18 protein-coding genes are annotated in these 24,660 nt (G+C 74.5%); 8 read left to right on the forward strand and 10 right to left on the reverse strand.

Features of this window, described 5'->3' with window-relative positions; all coding sequences use genetic code 11:
- Positions 1–17: 17 nt before the first annotated feature.
- Entirely contained in the window at positions 18–1,262 is a 1,245-nt protein-coding gene (locus AB0J86_RS27480) for a hypothetical protein (protein WP_363860502.1), read from the forward strand.
- Positions 1,263–1,293: 31 nt separating this feature from the next.
- Here the strand turns inward: AB0J86_RS27480 and AB0J86_RS27485 are convergent, their stop codons facing one another.
- Both AB0J86_RS27485 and AB0J86_RS27490 read right to left on the reverse strand, forming a co-directional pair.
- A complete protein-coding gene (locus tag AB0J86_RS27485; RefSeq protein WP_363860503.1) occupies positions 1,294–1,884 on the reverse strand; it encodes a hypothetical protein in 591 nt (196 codons plus the stop codon).
- 279 nt (positions 1,885–2,163) lie between these two features.
- Positions 2,164–3,141: an AraC family transcriptional regulator gene (locus tag AB0J86_RS27490; protein ID WP_363860504.1), complete on the reverse strand. Its 978-nt coding sequence runs from the start codon at positions 3,139–3,141 to the stop codon at positions 2,164–2,166.
- 156 nt (positions 3,142–3,297) lie between these two features.
- Here AB0J86_RS27490 and AB0J86_RS27495 point away from each other — a divergent pair, with 156 nt between their 5' ends.
- From AB0J86_RS27495 to AB0J86_RS27505, 3 genes are all read left to right on the forward strand, one after another.
- Entirely contained in the window at positions 3,298–4,389 is a 1,092-nt protein-coding gene (locus AB0J86_RS27495; RefSeq protein ID WP_363860505.1) for a saccharopine dehydrogenase NADP-binding domain-containing protein, read from the forward strand.
- A gap of 77 nt (positions 4,390–4,466) precedes the next feature.
- Positions 4,467–5,390: a hypothetical protein gene (locus AB0J86_RS27500; protein ID WP_363860506.1), complete on the forward strand. Its 924-nt coding sequence runs from the start codon at positions 4,467–4,469 to the stop codon at positions 5,388–5,390.
- Between the two features lie 154 nt (positions 5,391–5,544).
- Positions 5,545–7,038 (forward strand): neutral zinc metallopeptidase, encoded by a 1,494-nt coding sequence (locus AB0J86_RS27505; RefSeq protein ID WP_363860507.1) that lies wholly within the window; start codon positions 5,545–5,547, stop codon positions 7,036–7,038.
- Positions 7,039–7,201: 163 nt separating this feature from the next.
- Here the strand turns inward: AB0J86_RS27505 and AB0J86_RS27510 are convergent, their stop codons facing one another.
- From AB0J86_RS27510 to AB0J86_RS27530, 5 genes are all read right to left on the reverse strand, one after another.
- Positions 7,202–7,930 (reverse strand): zf-HC2 domain-containing protein, encoded by a 729-nt coding sequence (locus tag AB0J86_RS27510; RefSeq protein WP_363860508.1) that lies wholly within the window; start codon positions 7,928–7,930, stop codon positions 7,202–7,204.
- Positions 7,927–8,481 (reverse strand): sigma-70 family RNA polymerase sigma factor, encoded by a 555-nt coding sequence (locus tag AB0J86_RS27515; protein WP_363860509.1) that lies wholly within the window; start codon positions 8,479–8,481, stop codon positions 7,927–7,929. The genes AB0J86_RS27510 and AB0J86_RS27515 overlap by 4 nt, the downstream gene beginning before the upstream one ends.
- Before the next feature lie 134 nt (positions 8,482–8,615).
- Positions 8,616–9,155 (reverse strand): hypothetical protein, encoded by a 540-nt coding sequence (locus tag AB0J86_RS27520; RefSeq protein ID WP_363860510.1) that lies wholly within the window; start codon positions 9,153–9,155, stop codon positions 8,616–8,618.
- Positions 9,152–10,660 (reverse strand): hypothetical protein, encoded by a 1,509-nt coding sequence (locus tag AB0J86_RS27525; RefSeq protein ID WP_363860511.1) that lies wholly within the window; start codon positions 10,658–10,660, stop codon positions 9,152–9,154. Before AB0J86_RS27525 ends, AB0J86_RS27520 begins: the two co-directional genes overlap by 4 nt.
- A gap of 170 nt (positions 10,661–10,830) precedes the next feature.
- The gene (locus AB0J86_RS27530; protein ID WP_363860512.1) at positions 10,831–15,651 is read right to left on the reverse strand and encodes a DUF6531 domain-containing protein; all 4,821 of its coding nucleotides are present in this window, start codon (positions 15,649–15,651) and stop codon (positions 10,831–10,833) included.
- A gap of 204 nt (positions 15,652–15,855) precedes the next feature.
- Between AB0J86_RS27530 and AB0J86_RS27535 the strand changes: the two genes are divergently transcribed.
- Both AB0J86_RS27535 and AB0J86_RS27540 read left to right on the forward strand, forming a co-directional pair.
- A complete protein-coding gene (locus tag AB0J86_RS27535; protein WP_363860513.1) occupies positions 15,856–16,155 on the forward strand; it encodes a hypothetical protein in 300 nt (99 codons plus the stop codon).
- A 47-nt stretch (positions 16,156–16,202) separates the two neighbouring features.
- Entirely contained in the window at positions 16,203–16,907 is a 705-nt protein-coding gene (locus AB0J86_RS27540) for a hypothetical protein (protein ID WP_363860514.1), read from the forward strand.
- A gap of 205 nt (positions 16,908–17,112) precedes the next feature.
- Here the strand turns inward: AB0J86_RS27540 and AB0J86_RS27545 are convergent, their stop codons facing one another.
- Together AB0J86_RS27545 and AB0J86_RS27550 are read right to left on the reverse strand one after the other, a co-directional pair.
- Positions 17,113–21,552: an FtsK/SpoIIIE domain-containing protein gene (locus AB0J86_RS27545; protein WP_363860515.1), complete on the reverse strand. Its 4,440-nt coding sequence runs from the start codon at positions 21,550–21,552 to the stop codon at positions 17,113–17,115.
- A gap of 105 nt (positions 21,553–21,657) precedes the next feature.
- Positions 21,658–21,951 (reverse strand): WXG100 family type VII secretion target, encoded by a 294-nt coding sequence (locus AB0J86_RS27550; RefSeq protein WP_363860516.1) that lies wholly within the window; start codon positions 21,949–21,951, stop codon positions 21,658–21,660.
- A gap of 328 nt (positions 21,952–22,279) precedes the next feature.
- Here AB0J86_RS27550 and AB0J86_RS27555 point away from each other — a divergent pair, with 328 nt between their 5' ends.
- Positions 22,280–22,981: a hypothetical protein gene (locus AB0J86_RS27555; RefSeq protein WP_363860517.1), complete on the forward strand. Its 702-nt coding sequence runs from the start codon at positions 22,280–22,282 to the stop codon at positions 22,979–22,981.
- 15 nt (positions 22,982–22,996) lie between these two features.
- The gene (locus AB0J86_RS27560; protein WP_363860518.1) at positions 22,997–23,518 is read left to right on the forward strand and encodes a DUF4333 domain-containing protein; all 522 of its coding nucleotides are present in this window, start codon (positions 22,997–22,999) and stop codon (positions 23,516–23,518) included.
- A 144-nt stretch (positions 23,519–23,662) separates the two neighbouring features.
- Here the strand turns inward: AB0J86_RS27560 and AB0J86_RS27565 are convergent, their stop codons facing one another.
- A complete protein-coding gene (locus AB0J86_RS27565; RefSeq protein WP_363860519.1) occupies positions 23,663–24,658 on the reverse strand; it encodes a DUF1996 domain-containing protein in 996 nt (331 codons plus the stop codon).
- Between the last annotated feature and the right edge of the window lie 2 nt (positions 24,659–24,660).

The raw sequence follows: 24,660 nt of genomic DNA on the forward strand, positions 1-24,660 counted from the left end.
GACAGTTCTGAGGACCCATGACGCAGACGCCGAACCTCGAACGAGACGTCGAGAGCCGGGTCGCACCGGCACCCGCCCGGGCGCGGCGCGGCCGGAGCGGCGGTCGCCTGCTCGTCGGCGCGTTGGCGGTACTGCTGCTGACGCCGACGCTGTTGAGCCTCCGTGGCGGCGACGACGCGGTGGAGAACCGGGCCCAGGTGCCGTTCCCGAAGCTGGACGCGTCCACGGTCTTCGATCCCAACACGTACGAACAGTTCGACGATGCGCTGAAGGACCGGCTCACGCTACGGCGCAAGATCATCAAGGCCGTGGGTGAGGCGGGGTACGACGGGCTGGGGTACAGCCTCAACAGCAAGGTCTACGTCGGCGAGGACCACGTACCGTTCCTGTCGGAGGACTTCACCAAGCCCTGCCACACCCCCTTCGACGCGGCACAGGTGGACGGGCGGCTGCGGGCCTTCGAGCAGACCGCGCGACGGTCGGGCAAGGACGTGCTCTTCGTCGTGGTGCCGGACAAGTCCTCGGTACTGCGCGACAAGCTCGGCTGGCCGGCGGACTCGCTGATGGTCTGCGCCGATCCGGTACGCGAGCGGTCGCAGGCGCGCTGGGGCGCGGACACCACCGGGCCGGTGGTGACGATGTGGCCGCAGTTCGCGGCGGCGGAGCGGGCGGAGCCCGGCCGGGTCTGGCAGGCCGGGGACAGCCACTGGAGCTACCAGGGTTCGATGATGTTCACCCGGGAGGTGCTCGACCGGCTGGTGGCCCGGGGCGACGCGCCCGCCGGGCTGCGTGGGGCGCCGGGTGCGGAACGGCGTCCCGACCGGCGTCTGGAGGGCGACCTCTACCGGTTGATGGGCATGAACCGCAAGGACAGCGTGGCGAACTGGGTGGTCGACCGCGAGGGCGTCACCGTGAGCACCGCGACGACCGCGACGACCACCGGCCGCGGGCTGCGCACCCGTACGACGAGCGCACCCGCCGGTACGCCGATGGTGCCGGGCCGGACGCTCGTCGTCTACGACTCGTTCTTCTACGTCGCCGAGCAGCAGATGGCCCCGTACTTCCAGCAGATGATCGCGCTGCACTGGGACGACTTCCTGCCGATGGCCCGCGCCGGCCAACTGCCCGAGTTCGACCGCGTGATTTTCGAGAGCGCCCAGCGGAGCTGGCCGCAGCGGACCGTGGACCAGCTGCCGGAACCGGCGGTCACCGCCACCCTCACCGCGGCGCTGAGCAAGCCGGCCGCCGCGCCGCGCCGCTGACCGGCGCCGGGGGGCCGTACCCGGGTGCGGCTCAGGGCCGGTCGGCGGCGCCGGTGGCGAGCGACTCCCGGAGCAGGGCGGCGAGTTCGGGCCAGGTGTCGACGGCCGTGGCCCAGCCGGGTACGGCGTCTGCCGGGACCTGTTCGCCGGTGCCGCCCAGAAACAGGTAGCGGTGCTCGACGGTGTCCAGGTGGGCCAGCACGTCGAGGCGGTCGTCGACGAAGTGGGTGATGCCGACACGCTGGCACACCGGCGCCTTGTCCCGGCGTTCCCGGACGAAGTGCAGGTTGCCGGCGGGAATGCCGGTACGGCCGAAGAACCCGTGGTGCTCCAGCCACGCGCTGGTGTTGGCGGCCACCTTCGGACCTGCTTTCGAGACGAGGTGAACCCGGCCGGCGAACGGCTGCACGGTCAGCGCGGCGAGCGCGTCGACGACCCCCGGTACCGCCGGAGTCTCCAGCGGCCGGCCGCCGAAGAACGAGGTGTCCTCGTCCCGCCCGGCCAGGGCCACGATCACACCGCCCACGTCGACGCCGAGCGTCGGCGGTCGCGACCGGCCCGGACCCCGGTACGGCGAGCGCAGCCGACCCGGCCGCTGCTGCCCGACCCGCTGCCGTGCCATCCTCGACCTCCGACTCGACCCCCGGGGGAACGCGGGTCGTCCCCGCCGCCAGGCTAGGCGCCGTGTCAACGCCGCCGGCCGTTCGAACGCACCGGGTGGCCAACGGCCGGCCTCGGACAGCGACCGGCCGGGGAGGGCCGAGGGGGCGACTGCGGACCTCGCGGGCGGGTGGTCACCAGGCGCGGGCGGCCTCGATGACCGCGTCGCGTACCCGGACCACCGCCGGGCCGAGCGTGGAGTTGGCGCGCCGGGCGGGTCGCCTCGCGGGCATCGAGCCGGTCACCCGGGCGGCAGCGAGCGCCGGAACCCGCCCGGGGGCGACCCGTACTCCCGCTTGAAGGCGTGCGCGAAGGCGTACTCGGAGGTGTAGCCCACCCGCCGGGCGACCGCGGCGAGCGGTACGTCGCTGTCGCGCAGCATCCGGGCGGCGAGGGTCATCCGCCACCAGGTCAGGTACGCCAGCGGAGGCTGGCCGACCAGGGTGGTGAACCGACGGGCGAACGCGGCCCGGGACAGCCCCGCCACCGTACCGAGCTCCTCGACCGTCCACTGCCGCGCCGGCTCGCCGTGGATGGCGCGCAGCGCCGCCGCGACCGCCGGATCGCGCAGCGCCGCCGCCCAGCCGGTCACCCCGTCGTGCCCGGCCCGCTCGGCGAACCAGGCCCGGAGGATGTGCAGCAGCAGCACCTCCAGCAGGGCGGGCACCATCGCGTCGCCGCCGGGTCGGGCCTGCCCCAGCTCGCCGCCGAGCAGCTCGATGGCGGCCCGGAGCCCGGGGTGGCGACCCACCCGGGCCGGCAGGTGGATCACGTCCGGCAGTTCGGCCAGGAGCGGGTGCGCCCGGGACCGGTCCATCAGGTACGCCCCGCAGAGCATGACCAGACCGGGGCCCTGCCCGTCGCCGTCGCTCCGGTCGGCCGCCGTGGCGCCGCCGATGCCGTCGGCCCGGTCTGCGGGGATCGTGGCGGTGCCGGCCGGTGGCTCGGCCAGCGAGGTCGCCGCCTCGGTCAGCGGGCCCGACGGGCTGTCGGCCAGGCCGTGGGCGCCGCCGCGCGGCAGGAACGCCACGTCACCCACGTTCAGCGCGATCGGCGCCGCGTCCGCCGGCAGGAGCCAGCAGGATCCCTGCAACACGACGTGGAAGCCGGCCCCGTCGAACGCGGGAAACCGCCGGCCGAAGGAGGACGGCCGGCGTACCAGGGAGGAGTGCGGCCGGCCGGTACGCATCGCGGTGACCGCGTCGGAGAGCACATCCATCCCACGGACAGTATCGGCCCGGGCTGACGGCGAGACGACCGCGCATCCGTACAAGATCCTGGCGCATTGGGAGTCTCTCCTGGCCACCGTACGGTGATTCGGCAGGGCCGGTCCGCGCCAGCCGTCCGGCATTCCGTCCCGGACCAGGAGAGCAATGTGAGAATCGCCGTCTACGGCGCCAACGGATTCCAGGGAAAGCTCGTCCTCGCCGAACTGGCTCGGCGAGGCATCGAGGCGGTCCTGGTCGGCCGCGACGCCGCCCGGTTGCGCGCGGCCGCCGGCGCCGTGACGGGTGCCGAGCACGCCGAGCGGCGCCTCGCCGCTACGGACGACCCCGACGCGCTCGTCGCCGCCTTCCGGGGCTGTGCCGCGGTCGTCAACTGCGCCGGACCGTTCAGCCGCTCCGGTCACGCCGTCGTCCGCGCCGCGATCGCGGCCGGCTGCCACTACGTCGACACCTCGGGCGAGCAGGTCTACCTCCGGACCGTCTTCGACGCGTTCCCGGTCGAGGCCGAACGGGCCGGGGTTGCCGTCGTACCCGCCGCCAACGACGGCTGCGTGCCCGGGGATCTGCTCGCCCGCCTGCTCTTCGAGCGCATCGGGCCGATGCGGGAGATCACGGTCACCCATCTCGTCGCCGGCGGCGGTGGGATGTCGCGCGGGTCGCTCCGCTCGCTCGCCGAGACGATCGAGACGCTCCGCGGCGGCGGCCTCGGGTACGACGGCGGCCGATGGCGCCCGCTGGCCGCCATCCGGTACGCGTCGATCGTCCCGCCCGACGCGCCGGCGCCGGTCGACGTGGTCAGCCTGCCGCTGTCGGAGGTGATCACCATTCCGCGACACGTTCCGGTCCAGCGGGTCGAGAGCCTGGTCGAGGCGGCGCTGCGGGCCCGGTTGAACGGACCACTCGCGCCCGAGGTCGTCGACACCGTCCCGGAGGGTCCCGCCGAGGCGGCCCGGCGTAGCCAGCGCTTCACCTACCTGGTCGACGGTACCGGTGCCGACGGTCGGTACGCCCGTGGCGTCGTGCGAGGTCCGGACACCTACGGCAGCACCGCGGTCATCGCCGTCGAGGCGGCCCGTCGGCTCGTCGTGGAGACACCGAAGCCCGGTGTGCTCGCCCCGGCGCAGGCGTACGACCCGGCCGGCTTCCTCGACTTCCTCGCCCCGTACGGCATCACCTGGAGCGTCGAACTCACCACCGGCCCCGCACTCGGACCGGCGTTCGGTCCGGCAAAGCCCCGCTGAACCGATCGCGTGCCGGCTCCGTGTGGATGGCGAACGGCTCCGGACCTGCTGGAACCGCGTACACAATGGAGAGTCAGATGCTGCGCACGCGCGTACTTCCCCTCGCCGTCCTGCTGGCCGCCGGAGCGGTACTGCTGTCGGCCTGCGACTCGACCACGGGCGCGCCGGCCGCCCAGCCCCCGGCGGCCCAGAGCACCATCCCCGTCGCCGGTCAGGGCGGCGCGAGCGACCTCTCGCTCCTCGCCGGCACCGCGAAGTCGAACAACGCGACCAAGGGCACCGGCGACTGGGCGATGCCCAACGGCGGGGTCGCCAGCGGCGCGAAGGCCCAGGTCGCGCAGAAGTGGGTCCAGCTCACCGCCGGCAAGGCGGGTGATCTCGACCCGGTGGTGGTCAACGGCGCCGGACTGACCCTCTACCGCTTCGACAACGACACCGCGAACCCGTCGAAGTCGAACTGCAACGGCGACTGCGCCGTCACCTGGCCGCCGGTCACCGTCGCCCCGGGCGGCAAGATCTTCATCGCGGGCCTCAAGAAGTCGGCGATCGGGCTGGTGACGCGGGCGGACGGTACCCGCCAGGTGACCATCAACGGCTGGCCGGTGTACCGCTTCGCCAAGGACACCAAGCCCGGCGACACCCTCGGCCAGGGCGTCGGCGGTACCTGGTTCGGCGTGACCCCGACCGGCGGCAAGGCCGGCGTCCCCGCCGGCGGAACCGACCAGCCCGACGCGGGTGACCCGCGGGTCACTCCCGCCACCAGCGCCGTCCTCTTCGACGACGCGAACTTCAGCGACAACGGCGCCTCGCAGGGCGTGGCCGGCCGCGGCTGCCAGAACCTGAGCCGCCCCGACGTGACCTCCTCCGTGGCCGCGCCCGGCTCGCTCAAGCTCTGGTCCGAGAAGAACTGCAAGGGGCAGTCGGTCGTGATCAACGGGGACGTCACCGACCTGGCCAAGCTCGACTTCGACGACACGGTCGCCTCGGTCTTCCTCGGCTGAGCGCGTACGACCCGACGGCTGCGCCGGTCTGGTGATTTCCACCGGGCCGGCACACCCGTGTCGGGCCGCTCGGGCGACGGGACCGGGCCGGCACCGACCACCGGATCGGCAGTGGAGCAGCGAACCAACCCACCACCTCGGGACGGCCCTGACCATGACCTCTCACCCAGCCACCGGACACGATCACCCGAGCCCCAGGGCGCGACGGCGTGCCCGGCCCGTACCCGGACGGGCCCGAGCGGTCGTCGCCGCGCTGGCCGCGTTGCTGGTGGCGAGCCTGTCGACCGGGTGTGCCCGGTCCGTGCCCGGCACCGGCGGCGCCGAGCGCTGGAGCCCGACCCGGGTCGCGGGGCTTGACATCACCACGGGCGAGAGCGGGCCGCGCCCGGGTGTCGCCGACTCCCGGCTACGGGTGCTCGGCACCGACGGCGGCGAGATCGACCGGCTGGCCCGCAACGCCGTGGACGACGTGCAAAAGTACTGGAGCGAGCGGCTGCCCGCCGACTTCGGCGAGCGGTTCCGGCCGGTCACCCGGCTGGTCTCGTACGACTCCACCGGCCCGGGCGCGCAGGTTTGCCAGGCCAGCACCGCCGGACTGGTCAACGCCTTCTACTGCGGCCAGGACGACACGGTCGCCTGGGACCGTGGCGAGCTGCTTCCCGGCCTCGACGACGCGTTCGGCCCGATGTCGGTGGTGGCGGTGCTGGCGCACGAGTTGGGGCACGCCGTACAGTTCCGCCTCGGCCTCGACCCGGACACCGGTTCGATCGTGAAGGAGCAGCAGGCCGACTGCTACGCGGGCGCATTCTTCCGGTGGGTGGCCGAGGGGAACGCGCCGCACTTCCGCATCTCCACCGGGCCCGGGCTCAACCAGATCCTCTCCACCCTCTTCTCCATCCGGGACTCCGCGGGCGTCGGCTTCGACGCGCGGGGCGCGCACGGCAACGCGTTCGACCGGGTCTCCGCGTTCCAGTTCGGCTTCGGTGACGGTCCCCGGCGCTGCGCCCGCATCGACGACGCCGAGGTGCGCGGCCGGATCACCCAGCAGTCCGGCGACGACGCGGCGCGGGAGCCCGCCGGCGACCTGCGGGTGGACGACCGGGACGCGCTCGTGGCGCTCGGCCGGACCCTGCGGGACGCGTTCGACCCGGGCGGCGCCGCCTCCCCGGGGCTCGTCATCGGATCGGCCGGCTGCCCCGCTGCCGTGCCGACCACGCCCGCCACCTACTGCCCCGACACGGACATCGTCGGGCTCGACCGCGTCGCGCTGGTCCGGATCGGTACGCCACCGGCCCGGGGCCGGCCGGGCGGCCTCGGCGACTTCGCCGCGTTCGCGGAGGTGGCCTCCCGGTACGCGCTCGCGGCGCAGCGGGCGGCCGGCTACCCGCTCACCGGTCTCGCCGCCGCGCAGCGTACGGCGTGCCTCACCGGCGTCTGGGCGGCGACCATCGTGGCGGGCCGGGGCGCGGCGTTGCGGCTCTCGTCGGGGGACCTGGACGAGGCGGTGGCCGAGATGCTGCGCGCCGAGAGCCTGATCGCCGCCGACCTCGACGGCGCCAGCGTTCCCTCCGGCTTCGCCCGGGTCGAGGCGTTCCGCGACGGCTTCTCCGGCGGCGGCGCCGCGGTCTGCACGGGCCGGTACCGCTGACGCACCGGCGGCGGAGGGACCGGCGAGCCCTTCCGCCGCCAGTATCGTCGCCAGCTCGGGTCCGGTCGGATCGGGTCCGGTCGTCCGTCGCCGGCCCGGGTCCGGTCGTCACCGGCTCGGTTCGGGTCCGGTCGGTCGTTGCCGGCCGGACCCGAACCGCCCGTCACAGATTGACGCTGGTGTAGTGCATGCCGTCGGTGTTCTCGACCCGGATCTGGGCGACCTGGTCCGGGTCGATCAGGGCGGTGCCGTCGAGCGTGGTTCCCTCGGCCGCGCCCTTCTGCGACACCAGCCAGCTGCCGGCCAGTACGGTCGTGCCGTCCTTGCCGACCACCAGCAGCCGGCAGCGCTGCCCGGCGGGAATGCCGGCGACGGCGGCGGTGAGCTTGATCCAGCCCGGTGACGGGGCGACCGCGACCGTGATCCGCGCTCCGGTGATCGGGTCCGAGGCGCTGGCGAACCGGGTGCCGGGCGCGGCCGTGGGGGCCGACGCGCTCGGCGTGGGGAGGGCCGTGGGCGTGGCGGGCTCGTTCGTGACCCGCCCGATCACCACGCCCGCCGAGATCGCCGCGGCGACGACTACCGCCGCGGCCGAGGCGACCAGCGCGGTACGCCGGGTGCGGTTGCCGGCGGACTCGTTCCGGATCTGCCGCAGGGTCCGCTGGAGCAGCAGGTCGCCGCCCTCGGGCGGCCCGTCGAGCAGCATCGCGTCGGGTACGGCCTGCAGGGCGTCCGCCCACTCCCGCAGCGACTCGACCTCGGCGCGGCACGCGGCGCACCCCGCGAGGTGCTCCTCCACCTGCCGCCGCTCGTCCGGGTCGAGCGACTCCGTCAGGTATCCGCCGAGGTCCACGTGGTCGTCGGCGGAGTTGATGCGGTCGGGAGTTCTCATGAGGCAGTCCGTTCCATCCGAGCCGGGCCTTCGGCGTGGATCTCGCGTAGCGCCCGGAGTGCATAGAAGGAGCGAGATTTGACCGTCCCGGGCGGGATGCCCAACGCCTTGGCGGCCTCCGCGACTGTACTCCCGAGTAGGTAAATCTGTTCGAGCACCTCACGGTGCTCCTGGGAGAGTCGGCTCAGGGCGTCCACCACGACCATCGAGTTGACGACCTGGTCGGCGTGGTCGCGTTCGACCGCGACCTCGGTCGGGGTCTCCGGGACCTCCGTGGGCCGGGCGTTGCGGGCCCGTACGGTGTCGATCACGATGTTGCGTACCACCGTCAGCAGCCACCCCCGGACCGAGCCCTTGCCGTTGAGCACGCTGTCCGGGTGTCGCCAGGCCCGTACCAGCGCCTCCTGGACCACGTCCTCGGCCGCCGCCCGGTCCCGGGTCAACTGCGTCGCGTACGCCAGCATGGCGCGCCCGTGTTCCTGGTACAGGGATCGGACCAGGGCCTCGTTCGCCACCTCCTGGCGGCGGCGTGTCGCCCTTAACCCTGCCATCTGTTACCACCCTCCCAGGCCCCACCCACCCGGCTTCCGCCGGCCACGGACCACAGGATGAAGTAGCGGTTTTCGTCCGGGTAGTTACCAGTTGGTAGCTGTGTCGCAAGCCACTTCGTTGACAGCGCAATCATCTAGTTCTCCCCGGGCGGGGCGGCCTTACCGCCGTCGGGCGCCACCGCGAACCAGAGCCCCTCCGCACCCTGCCCGCGGATCTGTCCCGGCACCTGGTCCTCGGCGAAGCGGTACACCGGCCAGCCGCCGACCGTGACCTGCTGGGTGCCGTCCTGGCGGTGCACCACGCCCAGCTTGGCCGGGTCGAGGTTCTGGAAGGTGATCTTCTCGCTGACCAGCACCGGCGGCCACCGCTCGGAGCAGTCGTCGGCGCAGGTCGAGGTCGGCGGGGTCGGGCTGTCGTCGTCGAACCGGTAGAGGGTGAAGCCCTGACCGTCGAGCACCACCTGGCCCAGTTCCGGATGCTGCCCGAGCTGCACCGACTTCGGCCAGTAGCCGCCCTCGGCGCTGCGCCGTCCCAGGTCGCCGCCGGTCGCGCCGCCGGCCTCGGCCTGCGGTACCGCGACCGGGTCCCGGACCGTGGTGGTGCAGCCGGCCGCCAGCAGCGCCACGGTCAGCGCGAGCGGGCCGGACAGCGTACGGGAGAGAACCGCCTTCATTGCCGAACCATCCTTCGGTCGAGGGCCTGACCACGGTCACCGGAGCCGGTACGACCGCGCCCCGACCGCGGCTGGTCCAGCCGCAGGCCGAGCACGCCGACGTCGAACGAGCCGTCCGGGCCGGACTCGAAGCGCCATGCCGCATTGGGTGCGTCCCCCACGACCAGCACGGCGGCACTGTTGTCGGAGCCGGCGGCGAGCGCACCGAGCCGTTCGAGGGCGGCCGGCGGGATCGGCGCGGTGACCACCACGAACTGCCGACGCAGCGACCGGGCCGGACCGCCCGCACCGCCCGCCGTCCCCGCCGGAGCGCCCGCCGTCCCCGCCGCGCCGGCCGGGCCGGCCGGGTGCGCCTCCGCCAGCTCGCGCACGTCCGAGATCGTCCGGATCCGCCCGGGCGCCAGCCGCCCGCCGGGCACCGGACCGAGGACGCTGATCGCGACGGCCGCGGCGGCCGGATCGGAGCCGATCTCGTCCAGGAAGGCGCCCGCGACCGACATCGACGTCGCCGGGTCGCCGGTGAGGGCCACCAGGCCGGGGGCGCGCCCGAGGTTCACCACGGTCAGCTCGCCGCCGATCGTGCCGACCGTGGCGAGCAGCGGCAGCTCCGGCGTGCCGGGGCCGGCCGAAACGGCGTCGAGCTGCCAGTTCGGTGCCTCCCACACCGAGCCCTGCTCGCGTACCTGCCAGGGCGGCGGCGCCTGCGGCAGCGCCGGTGCCAGCCGCAGCGACACCCGGTCCGGGCCGACCACCGCCGCGTAGACCTGGGGTCGGGCCGCCCCCGCGGGCAGCTGGCCCAAGGCCCGCTCCAGCACCGCCCGGTCCCGCCCGGTGCGCTCCGCCCCGGCCGAGGACGCGGTCGGGACCGCGGCTCCCGGCCCGCGCGAACGGCGGCGCAGCAGCACCGCGCCGGCAACCCCGGCGGCGAGCAGCAGCGCCGCGCCGACGAGGACGGCGGCACCGGCGGCCGGGGCGAGGCCGATGACCCGAACGTGCGGAACCCCGGCCGGCGGTGCGCCCGGTTCGTCCGGCGGCACGCCGGGCTGGCCGGCCGGCGGGAGACCGGGCTGACCGTCCGCGACCGGCGGCGCGCCGGGCTGGTTGGCCGGCGGGAGACCGGGCTGGGCGGTCGAGTCCGGCAGCGGACCGATGCGGATCTCGCCCGAGCGCGCCCCCTCCGGCAGCTCCAGCACCCAGCCCGCGCGCAGCTCCTGCGCCGGCTCGGTCAGGGTCAACCCGTCCGGCTGCGGCCGGCCCTGGTTCAGCTCGAAGATCTCCGGCCAGCGGTGGCTGTCACCGAGGACCCGGTCCGCCACGCCGGGAAGGGTGAGGTCGCTCGGCGTACCCGGCTGACCCGGCACCACCCAGTACGGCACGGCCGGGTCGGCCGCGGCCCGCCCGGGCGCCAGCGGCACCACCACCAACAGCGCCATCAGCGCCGCCACCAGCCACCCCGCCGTCCTGGCGGTACGGCCTGCTCCGCGTACGGGGACCAGCCTGGACATGACTACCTCGCTCACAGGATCGTCGCGACTCGTACGGGTGGGCAGGCGCTCGCGCCGGCAACCGAGACGAACACGTAATTCCGGGCCGGACCGGTTCACCGCCGCCCGTGCCAAATCGCCCCGCCCGTCCGCCCGGCCCGCCCGCCGGGGCGGACCGGGCGGCGCCGGTGCTACTTCCGGGTCACCCCGTTGAGCCCGTACTGGCGCTGGATGTCCTTGCCGTAGTCCCGCCACCAGTCGTCCGGGGTCTCGTTGCGGCTGATGTTCGGGTTGCCGTGCCAGGTGGCGTTGTACTTGCCGGTCTCCGGGTCGTAGTGCGCGCTGATGTCGTACTTGACCCCGTCGGGCTGCGCGTCCTTCGACGGCGAGAACGACGCGTTGCCGTTCAGCTTGTCCTCCTCCGCCCGCGCCGCCTCGTCGGCCTTCTTGAAGCCGTTCACGGTGTCCGCGTGCTTGCGGGCCGCGTCGGCCTCCTTGCGGTACTGCTCGGCGCCCTGCTTCGCGAACTTGTCGCCCGGGTTCTGCTTCGCCCAGCGCTCCGCGTTGTTCGCCTTCGCCTCGGCCAGGTCGGCGTCGCGGAACGCCTTCTCCACCTCCGGGGTACGGAGGGAGTCGGCGTGCGCCCGCAGCGTGTCGGCCTTCTGCGTGATGCTCCCGACCTCGTCGTTGACGATCTTCGAGACCTGCTTGGGGAAGTACTTCTGGTGCCACTCCTCGTTCACCTGGGACGGGAACCGCTCCCCCCGGCCGCCCGTGTAGGGCTTCAGCTCCCCGCCGAAGACCGGCGGCGAGTGGTGCTTGTTCTGGTGCGAGTCGAGCTTGACCACCACCCCGTCGTGCTCGCCCATGCCGACGAAGTCCTTGTTCCCAGAGGCCGTGGCCGGACCGGAGCCGGAGGCGGTGGCGTTTCCGGCGTCGTTGCCGGCGCCGGGCCGGTTGTTCTTCTTGGCGCCGCCGGCGCCGCCGCCCGCGCAGGAAGTGGTCTTGTTCCGGACCAGACCGAGCGGGTCGGACTCGCGGTACGGGTTCCCGACGTACGCGGCGGGGTCCGGGGCGGGGGCGAGCCCGAGCGGGTCCTGGCTGACGTACCGGCCGGAGATCGGGTCGTAGTAGCGGTACAGGTTGTAGTGCAGGCCGGTCTCGGCGTCGAGGTACTGGCCGGGGAAGCGCAGCGGCATCTCCGCGCCGTGGCCCGAGCCGCCCGCACCCCGGCCGGACCCGTCGGCGCCGGTCCCCGACCCGTCGAGCGGCGCGCCGTAGAGGGTGCTCTCGCCGTGCCAGGCCAGCGCGCCGTCGGTGCCGACCAGCTCGGTCGGCGTACCGACCAGGTCGGTGACGATCGAGTAGAAGCGGTGGTCGAGGGCGTCGCCGCCGGCGCGTACCGACTGCGCGACGGGGCGCCGCTGCTCCGGGTGGTGCTCCCACGTGGTGATCCGGCGCTCGCCCCGCGCGTCGGTGTGCGCCTGCTCCACCAGCACGGTCCCGTCCCAGACGAAGTCGAACCGCTCCGCCGGTACCCGGGACCCGCCGGGCGCGTACCGGTGCTTGGCGATCCGCCGCCCGAGCGGGTCGTACCGGTAGCGCCAGCGGTCCCCGTCCGGGGTGTGCACCTCGACCAGCCGGTCGTGGCCGTCCCAGCCGAAGTGCCAGGTCCGCTCGGCGCCGGTCGGGTCGGTCACCGTCCGCGCGGTCATCCGCCCCTGCGGGTCGTACCGGTAGCGCACCGCGCCGGCCGAGGCGACCAGGCTGCCGTCGTAGCGCAGCCGCCCGAGGTACGCCGAACCGGTCGCGCTCGTCGACGTCAGGTTCCCCACCGCGTCGTACCGGTAGGTCTCCCGCCGGCCCGGACCCGTCACGCCCGTCACCCGCCCGGCCGGGTCCAGCTCGAACTCGGTCCGGCCCGCCCGGTCGTCGGAGATCGCGGCGAGCTGGCCGTCCGGGCGGTAGTCGAACCGCCGCTGCCGCAGCCCGGCGACGACCTGCGCGGTGAGCTGGTCGCCTCCGGCGAAGCCCTGCGCCAGCACCACCGTGCCGTCGACGCTGCGGACCAGCTCCCGGCCCGCCTCGTCGTAGCGGAACGTGGTGGTGTGCGCGGCGGTGCGCAGCGAGACCGGGCTGCCGGTGCGGTCGTACGACCAGCTGCTCTCCTCGCCCGACGGGGTACGCCGGGAGCGGGTGCCCGCCTCGTCGTCGTACCGGAACGAGAGCGTGCGGCCGTTCGTGGTCGACGCCACCACCCGGCCCCACTCGTCCCGCTCGACGATCAGTACGGCGTCCTCGTTGGCCGCCCAGACCAGGTTGCCGACCGGGTCGTACCGGTACGCGGTGGTGCCGGTGGGGGTGCGCCGCTCGACGACGTTGCCGAGCAGGTCGTGCTCGTACTCGGTGACCTCGCCCAGCCCGTTCGTGGACCGGACGAGCTGCCCGGCCGCGTCGTACCCGAAGCGCAGCACCCGGCCGTTGAAGTCCGTCTCCTCGACCAGCCGCCCCGCCGCGTCGTACGCGTACCGCCAGACCAGCCCGCGCGGATCGGTGACGGCGGTCAGCCGCAGCTCGGTGTCGTACGCGTAGGTCGTCCGCGCGCCGGTGGCGTCCACGGTCGCGGTGACCAGCCCGAACGGGCCGTACTCGGTGCGGCTCGCCGCGCCGGCGGCGTCGACGCGCTCGACCGGGTTGCCCTCGTCGTCGTACCGCACCTGGTCTGCGCCGCCCCGCGCGCCGGTACGCGTGACCCGCCGGCCCGCGACCGTGACGTCGCGGCGCGGCTCGTCGTCGGCGCGCCGCCCGAAGCCCTCGGCGAGCCGCTCGTACGTGAACGACTCGGCCACCCCGACCGGCTCGTCGCGCGGGTCCGGCGCCTGCTCGTAGTACCGGGAGTAGGCCCGGTCGCGGTCGTGCACGCGGATGCTCAGCGCCTCGCCGCGCGGCGTGACCGCGACCGCGCTGCCGTCGGGCCGGACGATCCACTCCAGCCGGCCGGCGTCGTCGTACCCGTACCGGGTGATCCGGCCCAGCGGGTCGACCTTGGCCAGCAGCCGGTTGTACCGGCCCCACTCGAACCGGGTGGTGTTGCCGAGCGGATCGGTCTCGCTCGCCACGTGGCGCAGGTCGTCCAGCTCGTACACGGTGGTGTTGCCGAGCGAGTCGGTGTAGCGGGTGATGCGCCCCTCGACGTCGTAGGCGAGGACCGCGCTGAGGTATCCGCCGTCCCCCTCGGTGCGGACACAGCGGCCGTCGGCGTCGTACGCGTACCGGTAGCCGGAGCCGTTGCGGTCCCGCCACGCGGTGATCCGCCCCTGGTCGTCGTACTCGAACCGCATCGGCCGGCCGGAGGCGTTGGCCACCTCGACGAGGCGTCGCCGCTCGTCGTAGCCGTACCCGGCGGCCGCGCCCAGCGGCTCGCCGTCGGCGTCGAGCAGGCGCATCGCGGTGATCCGCCCCGCCTCGGTACGCAGCGCCACCCGCCGCCCCGACGGGTGCCGTACCACGGTCGGGGCCAGGTCGTCGTCGCGCAGCACCTCGACCCGGTTGCCGTCGGCGTCCGCGATCTCCGCGAGCAGCCCCACCTCGCCGTGCCGGGCGAACCGGAGCGTCCGGCCGAGCAGCGGATCCGCCAGCTCGGCGGTACCGTCCGCGGCGACGGTCAGCGGCCAGCGCGGGCCCTCCAGCGGCAGCGCCGGGGCGCCGGCCGGGGCCGACGGGTAGACCAGGACCATGCCGTCCGGGGCGAAGTAGCAGGCGCCCTCGGCGTCGAACTCCAGCCGCTGGTCCAGCGTGGAGGCCCAGGACGGGCCGAACCAGCCGCCCGCCCGGTACGACGAGACGTGGGTCCGCTCCAGCGCGAGCGCCAGCGGGGCGGGCAGCTCCAGGTCGACCTGGGCGAGCACCATCTCGCCGGTCGCCACGTCGACCGGGTCGGTGACGCAGTCGCGGGTGTCGATCGAGACGGAGGTGTCCTTCGGTACCGGGGGACGGTTGCCGCCGCCGACCAGGCCCCGACCGCCGCCGAACCCGCCGCCGATCGTCCTGCCGCCGCCGGCGTCGAGCCCCTTGACGCCGCCCTTGATCCCGTCGGCGACCGGTCCGGAGAGGAGCTTGCCGCCCTTCGCGGCGAACTTCATCACCCGGCCGACCAGGCGACCGCCCGGTACCAGCCCGAGGGCGATGCCGGCGCCGGCCATGGCGATCTCGCCGGCGTCGCCGCCGAGCAGCGCCGAGCCGAAGTCGATCAGGCCGGAGAGCAGGCCGATCGCCTCGCCCAGCGGCGGGAAGATGAACGAGGCGATGGCGGAGAGCACGTCCAGCACCGTCGTGATCCACTCGATCACGGTGCTGCGCAGGAAGTCCACGAACGCCTGGAACGCCTCGGCGATCTTCTCCCACAGCGACCGCTGCGGCGCGTCCTTGGCCAGTTGCCGCAGCGTCTGCGCGGCCGTACGGGCGGCCTGGTCCCGCAGCGCGGTCGCCTGCCCGAGCAGCGCCTTCGCCTGGTCCAGCGCCTGCTGCGCCTGATCGGCCCGGTTCCGGGCGGCGGTGACGTCGTCGGCGGCCCGGTCCTTGGCGGTCTGGTCGGCGTTCGCGTCCCCGCCCAGGGCGGCCACCGCCGACTGGGCGAGCGCGAGCGCCGCCTGCGACGCGCCCTGGTCCTGCGACGCGTTGCGGGCCTGCTCCAGCGCCCGCAGCGACATCGACTGCGCCTCCTGCAACGACGGCAGGTAGCGCAGGTAGGCGTCGGCGGCCTGACCGTACGAGTGGGCCATCCGGTCCAGGCGCCCCGGCAGCTTGTCGATCAGGTTCCGGAAGGCCTCCATCGCCTTGCCCTGGCCGACGTCGATCTGACCGCCCGAGGCGAGCAGGTCGTGCGCCTCCTGGGTGGTACGCGCCAACTCCTGGTACGCGTTCGTGATCTCGTCGAACGACTCCGGATCGCCCGGTACCGGATCGGAGTCCAGCTCCAGTACCGACCACTCGGCGGCTCCTGGACGTGCCATGGCCAACCCCCCAACTTCCACCTCTGACCTGCTCCTCGCTGCTCGGGAGCCGCCTCGAACACGTGGCGAGGGCTTCGTCGGTTCAGCCCGGCCGGCGGCGACCGGGCCTCGGGGCGGGACCCGCGTGCCTGGGCCGGTGAACCGATCCGTGGTGGGGAGCCGTGTACCGCGCGGAGTTGCTGTGACGGCCCGGAGGACTACCCCATGAGCGTGATCGACGTTCCCGGCGCGGAGCTGGAGCGGGTCCACGACCTGCTGCAACGCACCAAAGATCTGATGGACAGCGCACCGATCAAGGCCATGGGCCACCTGGTGGACTCGCTCGGCCAGCACGACCTGGAGTCGGCCGCCCACGAGTTCGAGAAGCGGTGGGGCGACGGCCGGCACGTGGTGGGCAAGGACCTGGAGGGGGTACGGGACGCCGCCAAGTCGGTCGCCGACGCCTTCCGGACGACCGACGAGGAGACGGTCGCCGCACTTGAGGCGCCGCAGGGCGACGGATGAGCCCGCCGGCGACAGAGGATCAGGAACCAGGTGAAGGAGCAGTACCCGTGACCGACGCGACGACGACCGCCGACAGAACGAGGACCGCCGACGGGATGACGACCGCCGGCGCGGCGACCACCGCTACCGCGCCGACCGGCTTCGAGCTGCGTACGCCCGTGGAGTGGGTCGACTTCGCCATGGCCGACGAGGCGAGCGAGAACCGCATCGCGCACGACGTCTGGACCCGGGCCCGGGAGGCCGGGCTGACCGAGAGCCAGGCGGGGGAGTTCACCGAATCGGTACGCCGGTCGGTGCGGCACGCCCGCCGCAGCGGCGCCCGGCACGCCGCCGGCGTCTTCCAGCTGTACGAGGACGGCCCGCTCACCGCGACGGTGCTGGTCTCGGTGGTGACCCCGCCCGCCTCCGGCGACGTGCTCGGCGCGCTGACCGCCGTGCGGCAACCGGAGCAGGGGGACGGGACCTGGCGCCGGGTCGGCACCGCGGAGATCGACGGCATCGGTACCGTCGGCCGGGTCCACGGCATCCAGGACCTGACCCTCGACGAGCGGACCATGCGCTGCGCGGTCATGCACACGGTCGTACCGCTGCCCGGCTCCCCGGACGTGCTGGTGGTGACGGGTTCGAGCCCGAACGTGGCCGAGGCGGACGAGCTGTTCGAACTCTTCGCCACGATCACCGGTACGCTCCGGCTCACCCGGGGCGAGGAGCGAGCCGCCCCGACCGGCGCGCCGCGGGCGGACGCGGACTGAGCGGCGCGCCGCCGGTGGGGCGGGCGGAGCGGGCATCCCACGAGGGGGACACCGGGAAGGTGTCCCCCTCGTCGCGTTCCGCGCCTCGGTGCCGGTGCCGGTGCCGGTGCCGGGGCCGTGCACGTAGCCGTCGTCCGGACCGACCACGCCTCCCGCGCCGGACGTCACCGGCGGAACGGCCGGATCTTGCCCGCCGGCCGTCCCGTCAGCCCCGCACCGGCTCCGCGTTTCGCGCGGACGCCGGCCCGGGCTCGGGCAGCGTCTCGCGGGCGGGTAGCGCGGCGCGGACCGACTCGACGTCGGCGCGGGGCACCTGCACCACGCGTACGGTGCCGTCGCCGAAGTGCGCGAGCACCCGACCGGGACGGCCCCCGCCGAGCTGGCCACGGGAGAGCTTCGCCCCGAGCAGCTCGCCGTCGCCCAGCCCCTGCGGGCTGATCAGCGCGCCCTGCCGGTTGCGGCGGGCGTCCACGTGCCAGCCGCCGAAGCCGCCGGAGAGCCCGTCGATGGTGCCCGCCATGACCAGGGCCCGCCCGGTCTCCGCGCCGGTTCGCGCGATCTCCCCGAGGTCGCTGCCCGCGTCGCACTTGAGCAGCAGCTCGGCGTCGTCGAGCACCACCACGGCCGGTCCGGGCACGCCCGCCAGCACCGAGGTGAGCCGGGCCGAGGTGAGGTCCTCGCCCGCGACCAGGTCGAGCACCCCGGGCAGCCCCGCCAGCTCCCGCAGCGGCGACCGCCGGGGCGCCGCGATCACTACCGGGGTGCCCCGGCCCAGCAGCTCCGCGACCATCGTCAGCAGGACGGTGCTGCGCCCGGAGCGGGGCGGACCGGCCACGACGAAGGTCGGGATACTGGCCAGGTCCGGGCCGACGCCGGCGAGCTGGTCGCCGCCGACCCCGAGCAGCGTCCAGAGCGGACCGGGCGAGCCGACCAGCGCCCGCGCCTGCGCCAGGGTCACCTCGTCCGGCAGTACGTCGATCCGGAACGGCCGGGCCGCCTTGGGGAGATCCGCGTCGCGCCGGCGGGCCGCCTCGGCGATCTCGGCGAGCACCCGTGCCTGGCCCTGTCCGGAGCCGTCGGCCCCGAGCAGCGCGATCTGGGCCTCCGCGCTGTCGACCGCCCGGATGGCCCGGCCGGTGGGGATCTCCTCCGGCAGCTGCCGGTAGTTGATGCCGACCATGCTGTAGTCGCTGCGCTCGGAGAGCCGGAGCACCAGCTTCTCCTCAGTGGTGGCGGAGACGCGGGTGGAGAACATGCTCCGGTCGCCGGCGAGCACCACGTGGATGCCCGCGCCGGCCCCCTCGCGCAGCAGCGTGAGCAGCGCGGCCATGAGGGTGCCGTTGTCGAAGTCGGCGAAGGTCTTGTCGAAGACCTCCCAGCGGTCGAGCAGCACCAGCAGGTGCGGCGGCCGCGCCTCCGGGGCCGCGGCGGCACGGAGTTCGACCAGGCTCGCCGAGCCGGTCGAGGCGAGCAGTTGCTGGCGCCGGCCCAGCTCGGCGGTGAGCCGGGAGAGCAGCCGGCCCAGCCGCTCGGCCTCGGTACGCCGCACCACCGCGCCGCAGTGCGGCAGCTCGGCCAGGGCCAGCAGCGCCCCGTTGCCGCAGTCGATGCCGTACAGGTGGACGTCGGCCGAGGAATGCGCCAGGGCGAGCGCGCCGGCGAGGGTACGCAGGGTCTGCGAGCGGCCGCTGCGGGACGAGCCGATCACGTGCAGGTGCCCCAGCGTGGCGAGGTCCAGCTCCAGCGGTACCTGCTCCTGCCGGTCCGGCAGGTCGACCAGCCCGTAGCCGACGGCGGGCAGGTGGTAGTCACCGGTACGGGCGGCCGGCAGGTCGGCCAGGGTCAGCGTGGCCGGCAGCGCCGGCAGCCAGGGGCTGTGCTGCGGCGGGATGCCCAGCCGCTCGCTGGCCCCGCGCACCGCCTCGACCAGCACGGCGAGGTCGGTCAGCTCCGTGGACTCCGGGCCGGCCCCGCCGGGCCGCGCCGGGGCCGGCCGACCGAGGTCGGTCCAGTCCAGCGGGGTCAGCGCCGGCGCCGGCCGCTGCCGCTGGCCGCTCCAGGCGCCCGGGCGGAACCCGCCGACCCGGCCGGCCTGGAACGGCACCAGCGACGACTGGGCCAGGCGCACGTACGCCCGGCCCGGCGTGGACTTGGAGATCGAGGCGGCGTCCGGGGCGTTGAGCACGTCCTGGCTCTCGCTGCTGTCGGTGACCCGCAGCGCGATCCGCAGGTTGGTGTTGGCCCGGATCTCCGGCGAGACCACGCCGCCCGGACGCTGGGTCGCCAGCACCAGGTGGATGCCGAGCGACCGTCCGCGCTGGGCGATGTTCACCAGGCCGGTGACGAAGTCTGGCAGGTCCCGCACCATCGAGGCGAACTCGTCGATGACGATCAGCAGCCGGGGCATCGGGGTGCGCGTCGGCTCCCGGCGGAGCAGCTCCACGTAGTCGTCGATGTCCTTCGCGCCGGCCTCGGCCAGGATGTGCTCCCGGCGGCGCAGCTCGGCCGAGAGCGAGGTCAGCGCCCGGCTGACCAGGTGGGTGTCCAGGTCGGTGACCATGCCGACCGTGTGCGGCAGCAGCACGCAGTCCTTGAACGCGCTGCCGCCCTTGTAGTCGACCAGCACGAAGGTCATCGCGTCCGGCCGGTTCGCCACCGCGAGCGAGGCGACCAGCGTCTGCAACAGCTCGGACTTGCCGGCGCCGGTGGTGCCGGCGACCAGGGCGTGCGGCCCGTCCCGCTTCAGGTCGAGCGCGAACGGCCCGTCCAGCGAGACGCCGACCACGGCCTCGGTGGTACGTCCGCCGGTGGCCCAACGGGCCGCCACCGCCTCCGGCTCCGGCGGCTCCAGCGCGAGCACGTCGAGCAGCCGGCTGGCGTCGGGCAGCGCGCCACCCTCGTCGGCGCCGCCGGTGTCCCGCAGCGGGGCCAGCGCCCGCGCCACGGTACGCAGCCAGCCCGGGGAGACCAGGTCGGGGTGCACGCCCGCGACCGGCTCGGCGAGCGTACGGGTCAGTAGCAGCGTGCCGTCGGGCTGCTGGGAGACCACGGCCTGGCACTCCTCGGGCAGCAGCTTCTCCTCCGCGTCGAGGCAGAGCGCGTAGACGCCGACCGCCGGCCCCTCCCGGAGCAGCTGGGTCACCCCCGGCAGCGAGCGCAGCCGGCGGGCCCCGTCGAGCACCACCAGCACGTCGCGGAACGCCGCCTCGGCGGTGGCGGAGGCGGCGGCCGAGGAGCGGGCCGAGATCATGGCGACCAGTTCGGCGATCCGGCGGGCGAGCGTCTGGGTGTCCGCGCCGATCGTGGCGACGGTCTCCTGCCCGTCGCGCGGCGACAGGTGCGGCAGCCACCGCGCCCACGACCAGCCGGGCTCGTCGCCCGTGCCGCTGAGCAGGTAGATCTGGAGATCCTCGGGGCTGTGCAGGACGGCCGCCTGGGCGAGCAGCCAGCGGGCGGTGGCGCGGGCCGTCTCGCCCCCGGCGACGCCGACCACGCCGTGCCGGCGTACCGCCACGGTCGCCGGTACGTCCAGGGCGCTCCACCGAACCTCGCGGCGGTTTTCGTCCCGCGCCGGGTCGGTGAGCACCACGTCGGAGGGGAGGTCGGCCGTGCCGGCCCGCAGCTCCAGGAAGTCCGGGTCGGAGCGGCGCCGCTCCCAGAGGCGGCGCTGCGGCCGTACCGCGATCAGCAGCACCGCCGCCGGGTCGGGGGCGGCCTCCCGGCGGGCCCGCCGTTCGCTTTCCAGCGCCTCGCGCGCCTCCTGCGCGACCCGCGCCTTCTTCTCCTCGTACTGGGCCAGCCGGGCGCGGTACGAGGCGCGTCCCTGGCGCCGGTTGCTGATCTGGTTGGCGATCAGCGCGAGCGGCGAGAGCAGGGCGAAGAGCAGGGTGGCCGGGTTGTGGGTGAGGAAGTAGCTCGCCCCGGAGACGACCAGTGGGGCGAGTACGCCGATCAGCGCGAGCGGTCGCCGCTCCGGTGGGGCCGGCGGGTTGGGCAGGGTGAGCCGGGTGGTCCGGGCCGGCGGCAGCAGCCGGGGCGGCCGGTTGTAGTCCAGCCCGGTCCGGTCCTCCGACGGTTGCAGGGCGGCGTCGGCCCGCTCGGGGATCCGTAGCTCCAGCAGCGACGAGCCGACGGCCAGTTGGGCGCCCGGTGCCCAGAGCGTCTCGCCGGTCGCGGCGGTACGGTCCAGCAGCAGGTTGTCGCCGACCGGCAGCAGGTGGCAGCGGCCGTCCGGGGTGACGCGTACCCGGGCGGCCACGGCGGGCAGCGCCGGATCGGAGAGGCGTACCCGGCAGGTGCTGGCCGCGCCGACGGCGTGCTCGCCGATGTCCAGCGGATGTATGTCGCCCGCGTCGGTGCCGGCGACCACGCGGATCTCCACCAGTCCCCGGGGCGGCGCGGTCGGCCCGTCCACGGGACGGTCCAGCGCCAGAACCGTACCCTGGCGCAGCGGCGCGTCGGCCAGCGTCAGGCCCGGGTCCAGCGGCGCGCCGGCCAGGTAGACCGAGGGCGGCCGGTCGGCCGGGACGGGCCGGCGGGCGGCCAGCGCCTCGGCGAGTTCCCGAACGGTGGTGTCGGGCGCGGCGTCGACCTGGTAGTCGGTGGTGACCGTGGTCGGGTCGACCACGGTGAGCAAGAGGCGCACGGCATTCTCCTGGTTGGTCGGTCCGATCGAACAGCCGACGGACGACGAGACGGCTCGGGGCCGCGCGGTGGGCGTACCACCCGCGCGGCCCCGTGGTCGGCCGGTTCAGCCGAGGCTGTTGCCGGTCTGGGTGTCGGTGTCCTCGAACGCCGTGCCGACCTGCTGGAGGTACTGGCTGATGCCCTCCATGCCCTGCAATGTCTGGTCGACGCTGCCCTTGTACTCGTCGAAGTACGGGCCGAACTTCGCCTGCGCGGCGGGGGTGTTGTACCCGCCCTGGATCAGAGTGTCGATCTTGCTCTTGGCCTGGTTCATCCCGTCCAGCAGCGTCTGCATGTTCTGCTGCAGCCAGCTCGCCGACTCCTGCATGTCCTCGGTGACGACGTGGTACGTGGCCATGGTGATACCCGCTTTCCTGAATTGGTGGGGTGTCGCGGGGGACCGGCGGCTCATCGCCGCTGCGGCGTCCCGCCGCCGTTGACACCACCCACACGGACCCGCGCCGGATTCGGTTCAGCCGGTTCCGCGTCCGGTCCGGGAACGTTTCCGGTCCGGCCGGTCCCGTTTCCGGTTCGGCTCCCGGGCCGGCCGGTTCGGCTTCCGGTTCAACCGGTCCCTTTCCGGTCCGGCGGTTCCGGTGAACCGCCGCGCTGTCCGGCCCGTGTGGATGCCGACCGGCCCACCGCCGCGGTGGGCGCAGGAGCGAGAGACCACGAGGTGGACCATCATGATGCTGCGCAGCAAGCTCGCGGGTACCGCGTTCGCCGTGGCCGGCCTGGCGGCGCTGGCCGCCTGCGGCACCACCACGCCGGCGGTCACCCCGGCCGCACAGACCGGCGTGCCCGCCACCGCGTCGCCGGTACCGACGGTCGAGGCGACGCCCGAGGTGATCGAGGCATCGCCAAGCTCTCCCGCGAGTCCCGTACCGCGGCCGACGGTGGCGAAGACCCAGCGTCGCGTCGAGATCTACAGTGGCCCGTCGGACGTACCGCTGCCGTCCCCGGCCGCCAACGGCAAGGCCGGCAACGTCGTGCAGCTGAACAGCACCGCCTCGGACGAGATCGGCACGTACGTCGCCGACGGCCGGGGCATGACCCTCTACCGCTTCGACAAGGACACCGCCAAGCCGTCGAAGTCCGCCTGCACCGGCGACTGCGCCAAGACCTGGCCGCCGCTGCTGATCAAGTCGCCTGGCAAGATCTACCCGAGCGGGGTGGACCCGCGGCTCGTGGGCTACGTCGAGCGGCCCGACGGCACCTGCCAGGTCACCGTCAACGGCTGGCCGGTCTACTACTTCGCCAAGGACACCAAGCCCGGTGACCTGCTGGGCCAGGGCGTGGGCGGCGCCTGGTTCGCGATCGGCCCGTCGGGCGGCAAGACCCGGGCCGCCGTCGAGGTGGTTCCCGTACCGGGCAGCGCCGGCTACTGAGTCGGGGAGTCGACGATGACCAGCCCGTACGAATTCCTGGAGCAGAACGGCCCGCAGCAGTGGGGCGCGTACGGCGGCGGCCAGCCGACGGACGCGGCGCGGCCGACGCCCGCGCCGGGATGGGGACCGGCGCCCGCCCCGCAGTGGGGACCGGCGACGGAGTCCGGCGGCCCGGGCGGCCCCGGCGGTACGACTCGGCGCGGCCGGCGGGTGCGCTGGCCGCTGCGGCGCGGGGCGACGCTCGCGGTCGCGGTACCGGTGGCGCTGCTGGTGGCCCTGGTCGCGGTCCTCGGCTTCGGCTGGCCCGGCTTCCTCAACCGCACCGTCTTCGACGCCGCCGGGGTGCAGGCCGGCGTGGCGAACGTACTCCGGACCAGCTACCAGGTCGACGCGAGCGAGATCAGCTGCCCGCCCGACCAACCGGTCCGGGCCGGCACCCGGTTCCCCTGCTCGGTGGTGGTCGACGGCCAGCGGCGGACCGTGACGATCGTGGTCCGCTCCGACGACGGCCGGTTCGAGGTCGGGCGCCCGCAGTGACCGCCCGAGACGACTCCGGCCACGGCCGGTTCGGGTGGGGCCCGCCGGGCCTGGCGAAGGCCCTCGGGCCCGATCTCCTCGCGTGCGGCGGGGCCCGCCGGGGCGTCGGGTCGCGACCCGGCTGGGCCGGACCCGGCCGCCGGGTCAGCGGGGCGCCGCATCGGTGTCGGTGCAGGTCCGGCCGGCGTTGAGGCAGTCGACCACGCGCGCCATCGACGCGTCGGACATCAGGTTGACGAAGAACGCGTGATCGGTGAGTGGGCTGTTGCGCTGCCCGTCGAACGCGTCGATCCGGTACCGGGTGCCGGCCGGCAGGTCGTACGCGGTGACGATGCGCAGCCGTGGTACCGCGAAGGTGCCGACCGGGCAGCCGCCACCGGGCAACGGGAAGGCCAACTGCTCCCGGTGGTCGGCGCTGTCCACCCGCCGGCCGTCCCAGCAGCTCGGGAAGTCGAAGACGCGCAGCACCCGCTCGCCCGGGGCGCAGAGCGGATACCGGGTGGTACGCCGGTCCGGGGTGTCCGAGCAGGTCCAGGTGGCCTGCGCCCGCGCGCCGCCGTTCGTGATCGCGACGGCGTCGCCCATCGTGCCGCGCAGCAGCCTCGGCATCGGGACGACGGGCGTACGCGGGTTGCCGTGGAAGCTGAGCGTCACCTCGACGGGTACCTGGATCGGGCCGCCGTGCTCGTCGCCCTCGGCCGGGACGGTGCGCAGCACCGGCCAGTAGTAGGTCGACCTGTCGCCGTTGGCGCAGCTCGTGCCCGCCCCCGCGAGGCTCTCGACGGTGGAGTTCACGTCGGTCGAGAGGTTGCCGACGTAGTCGTGCACGTGGTGGACCGGGCCCGGGACACCGGGCACGACCACGACGTTGGCGGTGTTGCGGTGGCCGTTCTCGTTGCGGCCGCAGTCCCAGGTGTACGTGCCGGTCGCCGACCCCGCGACCGGCGCCGGCTCGGCCGGCCCGCGCGGTACCGCCGACATGTCGACGTAGTCGGGCCCGAGCCGCGCGGCGGCCACCGACCGCGGTGACTCCGCGCTGGCGCCGGCGCCCAGGCCGACCCCCACGCCGATCCCGAGCAGTAGCACCTCCAGTACCAGCGCGAGGACGATTCCCCTTCGTCCCGCCGCCGGCGTCCGCATGA

Origin of the sequence: Micromonospora sp. NPDC049559 (genome assembly GCF_040676675.1) — a bacterium.
GTDB lineage: Bacteria > Actinomycetota > Actinomycetes > Mycobacteriales > Micromonosporaceae > JBFAPK01.